Genomic DNA, 15,311 nt, shown 5'->3' on the forward strand with positions numbered 1-15,311 from the left:
TAACGCTGAGCGGTCATCGCTGATACGTTAGTGTTTACATTCACTGCCATGGTGATTTCTCCAATTGATTTTCCGGTATAGCGGTTTCCGACGTCTCGGAAAACCAAGTAGTTCTCTCAAAGTTACTTTTATTAACGGCGCTCAAACTGATTTCTTTAGGGAATTCTTTGGATTTTTTTGAAAAAAGTTCATTTGGAGAAGGAATCGTGATGAAGCAGATAAAAAAGCAAAAAAACGTCAAACTTTCGCTAAAGCTTCTTTTCGAGCTGTCGATACAGGCAGGTTTTGCGTTAAATTCGAGCGAGGTCGATCATTAGCCAAGTAAGGTTAATGCTAGGTTTGGCGCTTGTTTTGCTTGTGCAAGAATAGAAGTACTGACCTGCTGCAAGATCTGCTGCTTCACCATTTGCGTGGTTTCTTTCGCGTAGTCAGTGTCTTGGATACGACTGTTGGAAGCGGCTAAGTTTTCGTGGATGTTATCCAGATTATTGATCGCGTGATTAAAGCGGTTTTGATACGCGCCTAACTCAGCACGATGGCTATCAACGTACTTCATCGCAGTATCTAGGACGGCCACGGCTTGTTGCGCACCACCGACAGACGTAATATCGATGTTATCAACCGCATCGTAACCTTTTAGCTGTAACCCCAGTTCACTCGCTAAGTCACCTGAAAACGATAAAGTGCCTGAAGTTTCTTCTCCTGCCATAAATAGCTGTAACTGACCTTCTTCATTCACCGATGCCGTGACTTTGTCAGTTTGACCATTGATATAAGTCGCAAGCTCTTCGATATCATCGCCAGCTTTGGCATTAATTTGAATGGTTTCCGTCTCACCAAAACGATTCGTAAATGACATACTAAGATCATTCGCACCGTCTTTTACTTTCCAATCAGAGCTTGCACGTCCGTTTGCAATGTAACTAAAGCCGCCCATATCAATGCCATCACTGCGCATCGACTTTAATTCAACTTGCACAGCTTCACCTGACGCTGCACCGATTTGAAATGCCGACTTACCAAAGCTGCCATTGAGCAGTTTACGCCCACCAAAGGAGGTCGTTTCGGCAATGCGGTTTAGCTCATCGTTAAGTGCCGTCACTTCTTCTTGCAGTGCAGTGCGTTCCGCTTTGCTGTTTGAAGCATTGGCTGACTGTAGCGACAAATCACGCATACGTTGCATGATATTGGTCACCTCATTCATCGCCCCTTCGGCGGTTTGCATTATGGAAATGCCGTCATTCGCGTTGCGAACCGCAACATCTAAACCACGCATTTGTGATTGCAAGCGGTTGGAGATTTGCAGACCCGCAGCGTCATCCTTTGCGCTGTTAATACGCTTCCCTGAAGACAAACGCTCCATGGATTGGTTCAGCATGTCAGTTGCACTGGTCAAATGACGTTGTGCGACAAGTGCTGCAACATTGGTATTAACGGTGATAGCCAAGAGACACAGACTCCAAATAAATTAAGGCTTTGGATACTTATCGACCAAATAATCGAAAGGTTTAGTCTTTTTTGAAAAAGTCTGTGGAATAGAAAAGAAGAAAATAAAAGCCCTCCAATTGGAGGGCTTAAGAAATAAAGTCTGAGAACTTACTTGATGGCTAGCTCTGCTAGCATTTCTTGTGATGGAGCGAAGAAGTACGCACCAGTTACCGCTTTTGTGAAACGAAGCATTTGGTCTGTTTTACCATCTGTCACGCCGTACATACTTTCTAGCATCACTTTAATGTTATGAAGTGTATTGCAGTAAGAAATAAACAGCAGGCCATGAGGCCCTGTTACCGTCCCGTATGGCAAGCTATGACGAACAATCTTGAGACCTTTTCCTTCTTCTTTAATATCAACGCGACCAACGTGTGATGCAGCAGGAACGTCTTCTAGCTCGATAGAGTCTGGTTTGGTACGACCAATCACTTTTTCTTGCGCTTTGACATTCAAGCGATTCCAAGCGGCAAGGTTATGTTCAAAGCGTTGAGCCATGACATAACTACCTCCAGCAAATGGGCCCTCTTTTACTAGAGCCACATCAGCGCGAGCCTCCCCTTTCGGGTTTTCTGTCCCATCAATAAAGTCTGTCATATCACGAGCATCAAGGTAACGGTACCCATACGTTTCGTCCACAATGGTGACATCTTCTGCCGTCTCTTCTAGAAACTTACGCAGAACATAAAAGTGCAAGTCGTGACGAGTAGAGTGACAGTGAATCAGCACATCGACATCCGATGCAGGCGCTACGATGTCCCCTTCGCCAAGTTGAGTAAAATCAATAAGCTCTTCTGGCGCGTCTACATTGAGGTGTTGCCAAAACGATTTTGTGAATGCGATAGAAAGGGTCAGCGCCGCGCCTGGCTGAGTAATATTTAACTCTTCCACTAACTTTGGTAGTGCTTTCAGCTTATCCAATACGTTTTCACGGTTTTGGTTCACTTTAAGTTGAGTGTACAGTGCAAATGGCCCTGCTTCTGGCACGATCGCCGTTTGAGCTTGTGACATTGAGGTTTCCTCTATACTTTGCCCCGGTGTGGGAAGTTATTGTTTTTAATTCTTCGAAGGCTGTTCTTCATTGCGCTCCAATTGTGGCACATGAAAACAGTCTTTTACCCATCTTCCATTTAGAAGATAGATCATAAACCAAGCTAATAAGGTAATGGTAAGGGCGTTTGCCCAGTTGAATACACCATGTTCCAGATACACATGATACATGGTCTGAGCCAGTTGGATACCGCACAAGATCAAAGTGATCTCTCGACCATAGCGAGTAATTCTGTTTACCCATCCTCTATCGGGGTGACGGAGCCCCATCAACCACATGAGAAGCAGGCTTGGAATGCCCATCGCCAAACCCAAATACAGCGTACTTGAGTCTGGGTAAACAATAGCGAGTAGCTTACTGCCACTATCACGACTTACGCCTGCCATCGCAAACACAACCCATGAACGCACAAGAAACATCCATCCAAACCATAAAATAATCGGCGCTTTTAAAAATCCATGGGCGTCATATTGGTCAAACGAGTAGCGCACAACATCTTCTTCTTAATGTAATAAGACGCCACTTTAACCTATCATTTCAGAGTTGCAAGCCAGCAAAGATGAGAACTAAAGTTCATTTCATCATCTTACACAGGTAAACTAAACAAAGATTTACAATGACGTTGATGAGAAACATGAAAAAAAGAACTCCAGCTACCCCAGCGCCTTCTCAAGAAACTCAAGCCGAAGCGATGAGAATTGCCAAATCCACACAGAAACCGGGGCAAACCAAAGAGCAAACCAAGCTGATCGCTCAAGGTATCGAAAAAGGCATCGCTCAATATAAGAAGCAGCAAAAAGAGCGTAATCGTCAAGCCGATAAAGCAAAGAAAAAACAGCAACGTGAAAAGCAACGTCAGCATGAAGAAGCTATCGAACAAGACAACATCACCAACGATGTGCCAAACTATGCATCAAGCAAACTGCCTTGGATACTGCTCGCTCTGAGCTGGATTGGCTTTGCTGCTTACATAGTATTGGGGAAATAGCTGATGAGACGCCTGTTACTTGGACTTTTTGTCGTACTTCTCTCTGGTTGCACGATGCCTTCTCACCTTACTCATGCTCAAAGCCAAGATGTTCATATTCGCATTGACGCTCAGTTCAATCCTGATCGATGCGAATACAAAGGCGAAGTCACCGGAAGCGAGGGTCATTGGTATAACTACATTTTCATGACCAATGACGCGATGATGCAAGGCGCGATGAATGATTTAAAAAACAATGCCGCGGCTATCGATGCGGACACCGTTTTTATGGTCTCCCCGCAAGATTTTATCACCTCATTTAGCGTGCTGGGCTCCGCTTACCGCTGCAATGGATGACGCCTTAATATGAAAAAAGCCAGCAATTGCTGGCTTATGCACGAAATCCAAGACTGCTAGCGATATCTCTCTCCCGCTCTAGAACCCATTGGCTATCAAAAGGCCCCCAATCTGAAAGTTGATAATAGCCGTCATTATGACGTCGGCCATCTTGAACGAATATGAGTTCAATGCCGATCCCAGGTAACGCCTTGAGTACATCTTGAATTGTACGACGAGGCCACCCCGTTTTTTCGATCAACTTTGGCACATTCGGCCTTTCTAGGTTTTCCACCAACAAGGCCAAATATAGCCGCCTTGCAAAAACAGGACTCAATTCCATTGACACCTCCTAAAATTGTGCTGATTCATTATTTCGTTTTTGCTCAGCGAGATGTTGCGTTTGATCAATAACTCGACTTTTCCATTTGATTTAGACGATTTTTTATTCGATTTATAGTGCATTCATCGTAAATAAGTTACGTAACATCAGTTATCTCAATCTATCTGAAAATATTTTCCACCGCATTTTGTCAGTTTGATTGCTTCTTGATAGGATGCTATAGCAGCCCAAATAACTTAAGTGCGTCTTAACCGCGCCAGTGAAAAATAGAACAAAGAAAAAAGGAAACACTATGTCGATTACCATGTTTGGTATTCCCAACTGCGATACGATCAAAAAAGCCAAAAAATGGTTAGAAGCTGAGGATATTGCTTACGATTTCCATGACTACCGTAAGCAAGGCGTTGATGTAGCTATGGTAAGCGAATTTTGTCGCGCTTTAGGTTGGGAACAGGTGCTCAACAAACGTGGCACGACCTACCGCCAACTGACAAAAGAACAGAAAGACACGCTTAACGAAGAAAACGCGATCGCTCTTTTGGTAGAAAATCCGGCGATGATCAAGCGCCCAATTTTAAAAGTGAATGATCAACTTCATATCGGTTTTAAAGCTGATCAATACGCTACCATTTTCAACTCTTAAATAAAGGAATACTCAAGGATGACAGACAGTCCAGTATTGGCACTTGCTAAAGATCTGATCAGTAGACAATCTGTAACGCCGGAAGACGCAGGTTGTCAGGATTTGATGATCGAGCGCTTAAAAGCACTCGGGTTTGAAATTGAAGTAATGGTGTTTGAAGATACCACGAACTTCTGGGCTCGCCGTGGTTCAGAAGCGCCACTATTTGCATTCGCTGGCCACACCGATGTGGTACCTGCTGGCAAACTGGAGCACTGGGATACACATCCGTTTGAACCAACTATTATTGATGGTTACCTACACGGTCGCGGTGCAGCGGACATGAAAGGGTCGCTAGCTGCTATGGTTGTTGCTGTCGAACGCTTCGTTGCAGAGAACCCAGACCACAAAGGCTCAATCGGCTTTCTAATTACGTCGGATGAAGAAGGACCATTTATCAATGGTACTGTTCGTGTTGTAGAAACGTTGATGGCACGTGGCGAAAATATCGACATGTGTATCGTCGGTGAACCATCCAGCACCGAAGTGGTTGGCGATGTGGTGAAAAATGGACGTCGCGGCTCTATCACTGGCGATTTGACGGTAAAAGGAACACAAGGCCACGTGGCATATCCTCACCTAGCCAATAACCCTGTGCACGAGTCTCTACTCGCGATTCATGAACTCGCAACAACCGAGTGGGACAAAGGAAATGATTATTTCCCACCAACCAGCTTCCAGATCCCGAACGTATCGGCTGGCACTGGTGCGTCTAACGTCATTCCTGGCGAGTTTCATGTTCAGTTCAACCTACGTTTTAGTACTGAGCTTAACAATGACGCAATTGTTCAGCGTGTTACCGAAACATTGGACAAGCATGAGCTGGACTACGACCTAAAATGGACATTCAACGGCGACCCATTCCTGACCGATACGGGCGCACTGCTAGACGCGGTTGTAGCTGCTGTGGCCGAAGTCAATGCTACGAAGCCAGCGCTACTTACAACTGGCGGTACGTCTGATGGTCGCTTTATCGCTCGAATGGGTGGTCAAGTCGTAGAGTTAGGCCCTGTTAACGCTACGATTCATAAAGTGAACGAATGCGTGAAAGTGGACGATCTAGAAAAGTTGACTGACATGTACGAGAACACGTTGAAACACCTGTTAGCGAAGTAATCAGCGAGAACACCATGACACCAGAGCAACTCACCGGCACCACAGATTCTCATCTGCAATCCACTTTAGTGGGTCAAAAAGCGTTTCTACTCCATCCTGAAGTGGCTGACGATCTGCTAAAGATGATTGAAGCGGCAACAGAAGCAGGTTTTAAAATGGAAATCGCCAGTGGTTTTCGTGACTTCAACCGCCAAAAAGCGATCTGGAACGGGAAGTTTTCTGGTGAGTTGCCAATTCTCGACGTCAACTCCCGCCCTTTAAACAAAGCAGAGTTAAATGACGAAGAGAAGTTAATGGCCATTTTGCGCTGGTCGGCACTGCCTGGAGGAAGTCGTCATCATTGGGGTTGCGATTTTGATGTCTATGCGCGCAATTTATTGCCTACTGACACTAAACTCAAGCTGGAGCCTTGGGAGTACCTTGAAGGCCACCAGCAAGCGTTCTACCAATGGTTAAAAGCCAACCTTGGTCGATTCGGCTTCTTCTTCCCTTATCAGCAAGATTTAGGTGGCGTTTCGATTGAGCCTTGGCACATCAGCCACCGCACTGTCGGGCAACAGTGCATCGCGCAATTGACGCCTGATGTACTCAGAAGCCAGTTGATTCAGCAGAATCAGACCGACAACATTGCAGGGATTGACGTCATACTGAATAATTTAGATAACGTCGTTGCCAAATTTATTCACAATATCACGCCGCCGGAGGCTCTATGATAGAAATACTCACCAACCCTTGGGTCATTATCATTGTAGTGTTGAGCGTGGTCATTGGTAACATTGCCGCACTCAAATACACCGCAAAAATGAAGTTTGGTCAGATGGATAAAAGCCGTAAGAACGATTTAGATAAGCTGAACACGTTGGATAAACAGCGCTCCGCTGACGAGGAGAGCAACAAAGACGAGCCTCGTTAGTTAAACACCTACTTTATCCCGACACGCCGAATATAAGCATCAAAAAAGGGACCACTGGGTCCCTTTTCAATTATTGTGTAAACGTATCGCGTTAAGTTCGCTTTGGTTACTGCTTCACCGTCGCAGCCAATACAGGCGCTAGTGATTTCAAAAACTCTTCTTCTACTGGCTTACCAGAGGAATCCGTAATATTGATAGACGTACGGTTGCCTAAATCGCCAAGTAAGAATGTGTACTTACCAGCGTCTAACTCCACTGGTTTAACGCCGATATCGTTCCAGAATTCATCATCCGGAGACGCATATTTCGCAGTGATTGTGCCCTGAGACTGGCTACGCTCTTCAATCTTAAAGCCCATCTTAGGTAGAATATTAGGCAGACGTTGCCAAAGCATGTTGTATTGCGCGCGCGCGACAATCACAGGAAGCCCACTACGGTCTTTACCCATTGTAATTGGGATCTGTTTAACCAACTCTTGCGCTTTACGTTGTGCTTCTTCACGTACTTCTTGATCGTAGCGAGCGGTTACCAAGTTCGTCATGAACACATTGTAGCGCTCACGGTTGGTCGCCGTTACTTCTTTCACTTGATTGCCTTCACGCCAGTCAATAAGACTAACTTTAAAGCCGTGTCGACCATTTGCTTCAGCACGTACGATCTCATATCGGCTACCAATTTCCAGCTCTTCGTCTGGCGAATCCCACGTCACCCAACCCGTCTCGATGCGAGAATCTGTTTGGCTTTCAACTGGAATCTCGTTGGCCGCGACCATGTTTTGTACCGTTTGCCAAACTTTATCTAGTTCATCTTTACGAAGTAGCCAAAGTGTCACTTCACCATCACTACTGCGGTCCAGACGTGCACCAGGAATAAGCTCTAGGACTTGTTGAGGTGGACGAATGTCGACATCTTTACCTACACCACCAGCATAGTTACCCTGAGGGATCTCATAGTTCGGATAAAACTGTGGCTGTGCGCCTTGTGGGACATTCCACTCACCCAAATTGGGGGAGTTCAAATACTCGAAGTCATCTTTTGCTTGACGACGTTGATTGGCACCACCTGAACAGGCAGTCAATACGAATACAGCTAATGAACTTAACACTAACTGGCTTGAAAGCTTCATCTATACTCCTAAAACACCGAGGGCGCTTTGGCCCCCAGTATGAACTTCAATCCTAGTAACTCAATCTTAATAGCTCAATTTTAATAAATACCGGCGTCGGTTAACGCCTGTTCAACGATCGGCTGCGATTTTTCAGAAAGTGTGGTTAAAGGAAGACGCAAACCACCTTCTTCAATCAAACCAAGCTTTTGCGCTGCCCATTTTACTGGGATAGGGCTTGCTTCAATGAAAAGGTTTTTGTGTAGAGTCATCAAGCGTTGGTTAATCGCTTCTGCTTCTTCATACTTACCTTCACTTGCCAAATGGAACATGTCTGCCATGTCTTTAGCTGCAATATTGTTCGTTACCGAGATAACACCATTGCCACCAAGTTTCACAAAATCGAGACCCGTCGCATCATCGCCACTTAGTAAGATAAAATCTTCGCCACAAAGTTCACGGTGAATTGCAATTCGGTCCAAATCGCCCGTTGCATCTTTTAAAGCCACGATATTATCAAGCTTTGACAAGCGTGCCACTGTTTCTGGCTGCATATCAACAGCAGTACGGCCTGGTACGTTGTATAAAATTAGAGGCACATCACTCGCTTCAGCAATTGCCTTGTAGTGCAAGAACAAACCTTCTTGAGTTGGTTTGTTGTAATACGGTGTCACACTCAGGAAGCCAGCAATACCAGAATCAGCCAGTAATTTGCTAAATGTTACTGCCTCGTGGGTTGCATTTGCACCCGTGCCAGCAATCACAGGGATGCGACCGTCGGCAAACTCAACAGTTTTATTAACGACCTTTACATGCTCTTCAATGGTCAGTGTCGCTGACTCACCTGTTGTGCCTACCGCCACAATACCGTCTGTACCCGCTTCAACGTGGTACTCTACTAGCTTTTGCAGACTGTCAAAGTCTACTTCGCCATCTGCTTTGAATGGCGTAATCAGCGCTACGATACTTCCTGAAAACATGTTTATCTCCCTCATTTAACTCTTTCTGCATGGTACTGTAATGCGATTGAAAAACACAAGAGCGTAAACTCGCTTACAAAGTACAAATGAATGAATAATTATCAGTTGTTAGAGGTCTAGCAACTTAATTGCTCTATTTGGTTTGATTAGCGGCAATATTGATAATCGTGTTGGGCTTTCGAGTGACTTTAGAATCTATCAGTGATTTGGAAAATACTGAAGTGCACAAGCCAGGAAAATATACTCTTTGGTCGTGCTCACCAAGTCAGACCTGAGTGAATAAAAAGACCAAACAACACGCAAGCACATCATGCAAACGTTTTATTCCCTCAACTCCCTCGTTTACTGCTTGCCTCCAATCGTTCACCTCAAGAGCCAACCTGCTTTTTTGTAAACTAAAAAAAGAACTGACTCGATATTTCTCCGCAATATCTGTGCTAACATCTCTCTATTGAAGAAAGGACAAGAAGCTCATTTATGAAGCAACATCTGGTACTTACAGCAGTTGGAACGGACCGTCCAGGCATTTGTAACCAAGTCGTACACCTCGTTACTCAAGCCGGTTGTAACATAGTCGATAGCCGTATCGCTATCTTTGGAAGTGAATTTACGCTGATCATGCTCCTAACTGGGAACGCCAGCAGTGTGACTCGAGTAGAAACGCAATTGCCCCTACTTGGCCAAGAGCATGACCTGATTACGATTATGAAGCGTACGTCGGCGCACGAATTGCTCGACAACAGCTACACAATGGAAGTGTTTATTGAGTCTGAAGACCGCCCAGGTCTGACTGAAAAGTTTACTAAGTTCTTCGCGGATCAACAGATTGGTTTGGACTCTCTTAGCGCCCAAACTATCAGTAAGTCGAAAATTCAACTTGATGCCGACCAATTCCACATTGCGATTACCGCATCAGTAAGTGCGGATTGTAACTTAATGCAATTACAAGAAGATTTCGATGAACTTTGTCAGTCGCTCAACGTACAAGGTTCTCTGAATTTCATTAAAAACACACTATAAAGTAAAGGAAATCACCATGAATACGCTGACAGCAGGCTCGCCAGCGCCAGCCTTCTCTTTGCTCGACCAAGACGGAAATACCGTTTCTCTTGAAGACTTTAAAGGCAAGAAAGTACTTTTCTACTTTTACCCTAAGGCGATGACGCCGGGTTGTACTACACAAGCAAAAGGTCTACGTGACATCAAAGCTGAATTAGATGCGCACAACGTGGTTGTACTTGGCGTAAGCATCGACCCTGTAAAACGCCTAGGCAAATTCATCGAGCGTGATGATTTAAACTTCACCCTGCTTTCTGACGAAGATCATGCCGTTGCAGACCAATTTGGCGTTTGGGGCGAAAAGAAATTCACCCTTGGAAAAAATCTATGACAAATAACCTTGGGTATTATCTATGACATACTGACTCTCGGTTAAACTGTCTTCTTGGTCACAATGGTCGTAGTACTTAAATCTTAAATAAAGCGGGACTGTTCTAACAACGTTCAACATCAGTAATTGTTCACTTCTCGGCAATATAAAACCTTCCTTTTTTCAACTCATAATCAATCGCTGTATATTACATATTACACGATGAGCGCAAAGTTTGAGTTTGAGCACGTTACAGGTTTCAATTCTTTGATATCTTGAGGCTGGGTTTTTCGCCACCTAGACTTGGCTCACTGGTCAAGGCGAACATATTTTATCTTCCTTAGTCTAATTGGGTGCTTTGCGTGAGAGCCACATCGCAAACGGTGAACGCCCACTCGGATATGAGGTAATAGAATATGTACACGCAGAAGCTTCCTATCTTCCCATCCCAGTTAACTGACTTTAAAGTTAAAGCTAAGCAATTCTCATCAATCATTGAGGATATAACTGGGTGTAAACGAATTTCATCATTCAATCGCAACGATTGGCTGGCAGTAGCCATTGGGTACAAGGGCCACAGCGATCTCGTTCAAACATCAAAGCAGCGAACTCTCACAGACAGAAGCTCTCAACTAGTTATTTTTTCGAAAAGTCACTACTTTTCTTCGAAAATTAAATCTACTTTTGCCTCACAATTATCTGCTACTCAAGCAGAAATAGAACTTGCTGTGACAAAAATGGGGCAGATAGAACGTAAGGAACTCTTGTTATCAGGCCGATTAGCTGAGCGAGCCGCTCTCCTTCTCAATCAAATAAAAAATGACAATCCGGATTCTATTTTTCCATTCGACTCAGGCTCAAAAGCAAATGCTGCTCCAATAAGCGCGTCTTACGCAATCAAATCATTTAAGAATCTACCTAAGGGGCTCTGTCAAAGCATAACTGCACAAAATGCAAGAACCACTGACATATATTATTGTCAGCGAGGGCCTGCAGAAAACCTCTCAATGTCAGGTTTATTATGCCATAACTGCGTGAACACGGTGAAGCACTCGGTAACCTAAAGTCAAAGCCCTATAGGCACAGGCAAGGCGAGTAAGAACTTCTAAAGAACTCCCATTTTATCGCACGTAAAGCATTCTAGATTCACGCTCTGAGGCACACTGAGCATTAGCTGGCAGGTGTTTATGTATATAGAACACAAAAGTGACAATCAAGGCCCTGAAAATGATTTTTGGTTGCTAGAAATAGCAGTTGATACCCTTGCTAAACTAAAAGTCACGGAGATTATAAAAAATGATTCTGGGGAAGTGGTCTTGACGCCACAGTTGTCCCCATCCAACCTACAGTCACGCCTAAAGAAAACCAATATCATCATTGCACCTGATGGGGTTGTTGTTTACCCACAATCTCTTTACTTAGTATCTAAATTGCGTGGTAAAGGTGCGGTCAAAGACACTGACTCAATGGCAAAAGGCTTGCTAGCTTTTACTCGTTATTTAGATTCGACTAACCGCTCTCAAGTTGATGAAAATGGTAACGAAATACCACCTGAATATCTAACTTATAAAACCCTATCAAAGTATGAAGAAGAAGGTGCGCCTTGGCGATTTGCTGAACACCTTTTAGCAAACTGCCGAGCCAAAGGGGAAGCTACTGGTGACGAAGCATACTCGCTTAGCTCTGCAAGAAGTTATATGGGCGCTGTTATTGGTTTTTATAAGTGGATGCAAAAAAACGGCTACCTCAAAAATGATGACGAACATGTTCTGACACACTTCAGCAAGGTTGAGGTTTACGAAGGCGCGCCCGATCAGCACGACATGCTTACCCATACCAAGCCTACCCAAAAGCGAGTGTATGAAATATCAAACATCATGAAGATGTTCCCAAAAAACGATCAAACGCCTACTTATCAAAAGTTGAAGCCTATGTCGCTCAATCACAAAGAACTTTTCTCTCAACACCTTGATGCGTTGCCTAAGGCCATTTCCCTAATGCTGAGGTTGTGTGAAGAGTCAGGGCTTAGGATTGATGAAGTCACCCATTTTCCTGCTCGTAATATTGGTGACAAGGATTGCAGTGAGCTAGACGTTGTGCCAGTACACATTACACATACCAAAGGCAGTAAGCACCGCACGATTGAAATCCCTATTGCGCTGTATGAAGAACTAGAGCAATTCAAAGAAAGCAATCAGAGACAAAAGAGCCTAACTCGCCGAAAAGCGCTGATCGACTCTAAACAAGAACAGGACACCACTGATTACCTCTTTGTCTCCAACAAAGGGCGGCCATACACAGAAAATACTTTGGAAGTGTACTTTAGCGTACTGAGAAAGTGCATACGATCAAAAGAGCCTAGCTGGTACTACCGAATCCATGATCTGCGTTCAACCTTTGCCACACATTGGCTTTGGAATGAGTCTCAGGAACGACAGGTTGACTATGAGTACTTAATGGACGAGTTAGCCTTGTTAATGGGGCATTCAAACACAGCCACGACGGAAAAGTACATCAAGTTCATAAATAAATTTGATGAGCAGTTAAGGGTAGCAGAGAGCAAAAATAACAAGATCAACAAAGGATTGTAGTATGGCAAAAAGCCCACTAGCTAAGAACTCAAAGACGGTTAAACACGTCAGAAACAATAAGAATATTATCCCGTTTAACTTCCTAATTCCATACAAAAACATGAAGCAAAGTAAGGTAACAGAGTTTGATATTTCTCACTTGTTGCACTTAAGAGCAGATAAAAACAACTGCAAAATTGAAAGTCGCACACCTTATTTAAAAAACTTTTGTCAAAAAGCACAAAAGTACGTTGATAACAATAAGTCAGCATCGTCAGTAACAAAGGCTTATGAAAACTTAAAGCCCTTCATTGTCTTTTGTGATTCAGTGAACGTTAATCCATTCTCCGAGGAAGGATATTTAAAATACGCGGGGAATGATGGTGAGCTACGACATCGCATTAAAATGTATACCCCGTCAAAAAAATTATGGGAAAGACACCACGGAGATGAACTTGGTATTAAGGAACCAACAGCTGCTAGTTCCCTTACACAACTTCGCATTGCACTTACTTGGTGTGGCTTACCCGCTGATTCATGGACAAGGCACCATAGGGGATTCTCTCGTTGGCCTACCCCCAAAAAAGGCTACTCTGAAACCGAAGAAGAACTCCTTGTCACTCGTTTGAGCGAGGTATTTTTCACATTAGCACCACAGCTTATTGCAGCCAAAAAGGAGAACTTAGCACTACCAGAAAAGTTACTTGTTGTTATTAATTTAGGTAGATATCAAGAAGTAATTTCGGTCCAAACTTCTCTAAAAAGCCAAACACTCGGGCAAAGTAAGAACGGTACATCAGTAAACCACAGTGCTGCATTTAACCTAGCAATGGGGGCAGCTTATCACCTAATGTGTTTTTTCACCTCATTGAACGACAGCAATATTAGAGCCATCGCCCACCCAATTACAATTCATACTGATGAACGTGATAAAAGCATAAAGGTAGTTAAGGTATCGAGTTTTAAAGCGCGATCAAATAAAGAAGTAGACGCAGTTCTAACCAATGAGAGTTACGAGACATTTGATGTCGAAAAGCGTGATGGAGTGAAGTTTATTAAAACTCTGGAGAAACTTTCAGAACTGTACGGTAGTGGTAAGGAAGGTACAGAGTTGATATTCACTCTCAATAATAAGGGTAATATAAACGACAAATTCAATTTGGTAAGATTAAACAAACATCTAATGGTGATGTTAAACCTTCTCTCACCCACCCGAGCATCCATTCTTCCTTGGCTAAAAGAACTGTTTTATAGCTATAAAAACCAACGAGTCATCGAGCTTAGTAAAGAAGTAAATGATATTGGTAGAAGCGTGGTACGCAAAGTTATTCGGCCGTGCAGTAAAACTGGAGCATTTCGAGGCGCAACCAATACCGCCTACTGTATTTTATCGTGTTACACAGACTTACCCCTCAAGGGCATATTACTGCCGCTGACTTATTCGGATAAAGACGCTGAGGGCAACATCATAATTTCGTTCAAATATCGGAATGGAGACAGCAATTACTTCTCTATTCCTGCCACTGACAAACCGTTAGTCCAAGATATTGAGCAATACGCCACTAAGTTAGCAGATAAGCAATGCTCAAAAAAGCATGAACGATTATTATTCAAAAGAGGTGGAGCAAATCATACCCCTCAGGACTGGGAAGGGATAAGCCCGATCTCATCCAGCCAAATGTTAACGTGGTCAATTGAACCAAATAACTACTTTATTTCACTTCAGTCAAGCCGCTGGCGAGAAATGACCAGTAACCAAGTGTACTCCGTGAGTGGCGCTGGCGGCGTTCAAAACCTCCTGCAAAACCTCCTTCAAACCATTGAGAAACACTATGCCAATGGCGACCCAAGGCTCAACAAAATCATCGTCTCACAATCTCTACAAGTGATGGAACTATTGGATGAAGAGACGGGTTTAGAGCAAGCAAAAGAGATAGTTGCAGCCAAACTTGGCATCACAATGCTGACGCATGATGAATGGAAAAAGAAGCAAGAGGAAGAAAGGGCAAAAACCAATCCCAATGGCATTCATTGCAATGGGAAACAAATCATTGCAGGTGGAAAAAACACTCAGCGTGAAACCAATAACGCCATCAAGCTACAGCTACCTTGTGCTGAGTACGACATGTGCCATAAATGCCAATCAGCCAAAGCCGTCAATGAGACTCAACACATCTATAAACTTATCTCTTTCATTGATGTACTAAGGGAGGCAGTAAACCTGTACCCTAACGCGCAAGAGGAAGTCCATGAAAGAATCGCCGCTTTTGAGTTTACCCTCGATGGTGCCAGCAAGAATGTGTACGACGGTGCAATGGCATTATTTAACAAAAACGGGCGTCACCCTCGGGTATCTATGGAGCACGCCATTTTAGCCCTACAACATTGATT

General features: G+C 43.9%; 16 protein-coding genes and 1 pseudogene. 11 read left to right on the forward strand and 6 right to left on the reverse strand.

What is annotated here, in order from left to right; genetic code table 11:
* Window positions 1-313: 313 nt before the first annotated feature.
* The 3 genes from ACWYVB_RS15700 to ACWYVB_RS15710 form a co-directional block, all read right to left on the reverse strand.
* Window positions 314-1,447, reverse strand: a complete 1,134-nt coding sequence (locus ACWYVB_RS15700; protein WP_457529417.1) for a flagellin — start codon at window positions 1,445-1,447, stop codon at window positions 314-316.
* A 149-nt stretch (window positions 1,448-1,596) separates the two neighbouring features.
* Window positions 1,597-2,499 carry a Dyp-type peroxidase gene (locus tag ACWYVB_RS15705; protein ID WP_258686326.1) on the reverse strand — a complete coding sequence of 301 codons (903 nt, stop codon included), beginning with the start codon at window positions 2,497-2,499 and terminating at the stop codon, window positions 1,597-1,599.
* A gap of 45 nt (window positions 2,500-2,544) precedes the next feature.
* Window positions 2,545-3,030, reverse strand: a complete 486-nt coding sequence (locus ACWYVB_RS15710; protein WP_012841521.1) for a DUF2919 domain-containing protein — start codon at window positions 3,028-3,030, stop codon at window positions 2,545-2,547.
* A gap of 143 nt (window positions 3,031-3,173) precedes the next feature.
* Here ACWYVB_RS15710 and ACWYVB_RS15715 point away from each other — a divergent pair, with 143 nt between their 5' ends.
* Both ACWYVB_RS15715 and ACWYVB_RS15720 read left to right on the forward strand, forming a co-directional pair.
* A complete protein-coding gene (locus ACWYVB_RS15715; RefSeq protein WP_170903167.1) occupies window positions 3,174-3,527 on the forward strand; it encodes a DUF2956 domain-containing protein in 354 nt (117 codons plus the stop codon).
* A gap of 3 nt (window positions 3,528-3,530) precedes the next feature.
* The gene (locus ACWYVB_RS15720) at window positions 3,531-3,863 is read left to right on the forward strand and encodes a DUF4156 domain-containing protein (RefSeq protein ID WP_081441201.1); all 333 of its coding nucleotides are present in this window, start codon (window positions 3,531-3,533) and stop codon (window positions 3,861-3,863) included.
* A 34-nt stretch (window positions 3,864-3,897) separates the two neighbouring features.
* Here ACWYVB_RS15720 and ACWYVB_RS15725 read toward each other — a convergent pair whose 3' ends face one another.
* Window positions 3,898-4,185: a winged helix-turn-helix domain-containing protein gene (locus tag ACWYVB_RS15725; RefSeq protein WP_005380433.1), complete on the reverse strand. Its 288-nt coding sequence runs from the start codon at window positions 4,183-4,185 to the stop codon at window positions 3,898-3,900.
* 292 nt (window positions 4,186-4,477) lie between these two features.
* On the opposite strand from ACWYVB_RS15725, the gene ACWYVB_RS15730 reads away from it, so the two are divergent.
* The 4 genes from ACWYVB_RS15730 to ACWYVB_RS15745 are packed head-to-tail and all read left to right on the forward strand — an operon-like array spanning window position 4,478 to window position 6,896.
* On the forward strand, window positions 4,478-4,828 hold the full coding sequence (locus ACWYVB_RS15730) for an ArsC family reductase (protein WP_256899697.1): 351 nt from the start codon (window positions 4,478-4,480) through the stop codon (window positions 4,826-4,828).
* A gap of 18 nt (window positions 4,829-4,846) precedes the next feature.
* Window positions 4,847-5,983, forward strand: coding sequence for a succinyl-diaminopimelate desuccinylase (dapE, locus tag ACWYVB_RS15735; RefSeq protein WP_256956217.1), 1,137 nt, complete (start codon window positions 4,847-4,849; stop codon window positions 5,981-5,983).
* A gap of 14 nt (window positions 5,984-5,997) precedes the next feature.
* Window positions 5,998-6,696 (forward strand): M15 family metallopeptidase, encoded by a 699-nt coding sequence (locus tag ACWYVB_RS15740; protein WP_395222190.1) that lies wholly within the window; start codon window positions 5,998-6,000, stop codon window positions 6,694-6,696.
* Window positions 6,693-6,896 (forward strand): DUF2897 family protein, encoded by a 204-nt coding sequence (locus ACWYVB_RS15745; protein ID WP_012841517.1) that lies wholly within the window; start codon window positions 6,693-6,695, stop codon window positions 6,894-6,896. Before ACWYVB_RS15740 ends, ACWYVB_RS15745 begins: the two co-directional genes overlap by 4 nt.
* A 106-nt stretch (window positions 6,897-7,002) precedes the next feature.
* Here ACWYVB_RS15745 and bamC read toward each other — a convergent pair whose 3' ends face one another.
* Window positions 7,003-8,022 carry an outer membrane protein assembly factor BamC gene (gene bamC, locus ACWYVB_RS15750; RefSeq protein ID WP_006741687.1) on the reverse strand — a complete coding sequence of 340 codons (1,020 nt, stop codon included), beginning with the start codon at window positions 8,020-8,022 and terminating at the stop codon, window positions 7,003-7,005.
* A gap of 80 nt (window positions 8,023-8,102) precedes the next feature.
* Entirely contained in the window at window positions 8,103-8,981 is an 879-nt protein-coding gene (gene dapA / locus ACWYVB_RS15755) for a 4-hydroxy-tetrahydrodipicolinate synthase (RefSeq protein WP_012841516.1), read from the reverse strand.
* A 477-nt stretch (window positions 8,982-9,458) separates the two neighbouring features.
* Here dapA and ACWYVB_RS15760 point away from each other — a divergent pair, with 477 nt between their 5' ends.
* The 5 genes and pseudogenes from ACWYVB_RS15760 (at window position 9,459) to ACWYVB_RS15780 (ending at window position 15,309) form a co-directional block, all read left to right on the forward strand.
* The gene (locus ACWYVB_RS15760) at window positions 9,459-10,001 is read left to right on the forward strand and encodes a glycine cleavage system protein R (RefSeq protein WP_012841515.1); all 543 of its coding nucleotides are present in this window, start codon (window positions 9,459-9,461) and stop codon (window positions 9,999-10,001) included.
* 16 nt (window positions 10,002-10,017) lie between these two features.
* Window positions 10,018-10,362: pseudogene (gene bcp / locus ACWYVB_RS15765) on the forward strand (thioredoxin-dependent thiol peroxidase); the annotation flags it as partial.
* A 404-nt stretch (window positions 10,363-10,766) separates the two neighbouring features.
* Entirely contained in the window at window positions 10,767-11,414 is a 648-nt protein-coding gene (locus ACWYVB_RS15770; protein ID WP_193229132.1) for a hypothetical protein, read from the forward strand.
* A 123-nt stretch (window positions 11,415-11,537) separates the two neighbouring features.
* A complete protein-coding gene (locus ACWYVB_RS15775; RefSeq protein ID WP_395222191.1) occupies window positions 11,538-12,941 on the forward strand; it encodes a tyrosine-type recombinase/integrase in 1,404 nt (467 codons plus the stop codon).
* A 1-nt stretch (window position 12,942) separates the two neighbouring features.
* Window positions 12,943-15,309, forward strand: a complete 2,367-nt coding sequence (locus ACWYVB_RS15780; RefSeq protein ID WP_193229130.1) for a hypothetical protein — start codon at window positions 12,943-12,945, stop codon at window positions 15,307-15,309.
* Window positions 15,310-15,311: the final 2 nt, after the last annotated feature.

The sequence above is a fragment of the Vibrio sp. JZG10 genome (assembly GCF_054064075.1).

Bases quoted from the DNA above. Each gene is read 5' to 3' on its own strand.
- ACWYVB_RS15705 (WP_258686326.1), bottom strand. From the start codon at position 2,499: ATGTCACAAGCTCAAACGGCGATCGTGCCAGAAGCAGGGCCATTTGCA.
- ACWYVB_RS15715 (WP_170903167.1), top strand. From the start codon at position 3,174: ATGAAAAAAAGAACTCCAGCTACCCCAGCGCCTTCTCAAGAAACTCAA.
- ACWYVB_RS15720 (WP_081441201.1), top strand. From the start codon at position 3,531: ATGAGACGCCTGTTACTTGGACTTTTTGTCGTACTTCTCTCTGGTTGC.
- ACWYVB_RS15725 (WP_005380433.1), bottom strand. From the start codon at position 4,185: ATGGAATTGAGTCCTGTTTTTGCAAGGCGGCTATATTTGGCCTTGTTG.
- ACWYVB_RS15730 (WP_256899697.1), top strand. From the start codon at position 4,478: ATGTCGATTACCATGTTTGGTATTCCCAACTGCGATACGATCAAAAAA.
- dapE (WP_256956217.1), top strand. From the start codon at position 4,847: ATGACAGACAGTCCAGTATTGGCACTTGCTAAAGATCTGATCAGTAGA.
- ACWYVB_RS15740 (WP_395222190.1), top strand. From the start codon at position 5,998: ATGACACCAGAGCAACTCACCGGCACCACAGATTCTCATCTGCAATCC.
- ACWYVB_RS15745 (WP_012841517.1), top strand. From the start codon at position 6,693: ATGATAGAAATACTCACCAACCCTTGGGTCATTATCATTGTAGTGTTG.
- bamC (WP_006741687.1), bottom strand. From the start codon at position 8,022: ATGAAGCTTTCAAGCCAGTTAGTGTTAAGTTCATTAGCTGTATTCGTA.
- dapA (WP_012841516.1), bottom strand. From the start codon at position 8,981: ATGTTTTCAGGAAGTATCGTAGCGCTGATTACGCCATTCAAAGCAGAT.
- ACWYVB_RS15760 (WP_012841515.1), top strand. From the start codon at position 9,459: ATGAAGCAACATCTGGTACTTACAGCAGTTGGAACGGACCGTCCAGGC.
- ACWYVB_RS15770 (WP_193229132.1), top strand. From the start codon at position 10,767: ATGTACACGCAGAAGCTTCCTATCTTCCCATCCCAGTTAACTGACTTT.
- ACWYVB_RS15775 (WP_395222191.1), top strand. From the start codon at position 11,538: ATGTATATAGAACACAAAAGTGACAATCAAGGCCCTGAAAATGATTTT.
- ACWYVB_RS15780 (WP_193229130.1), top strand. From the start codon at position 12,943: ATGGCAAAAAGCCCACTAGCTAAGAACTCAAAGACGGTTAAACACGTC.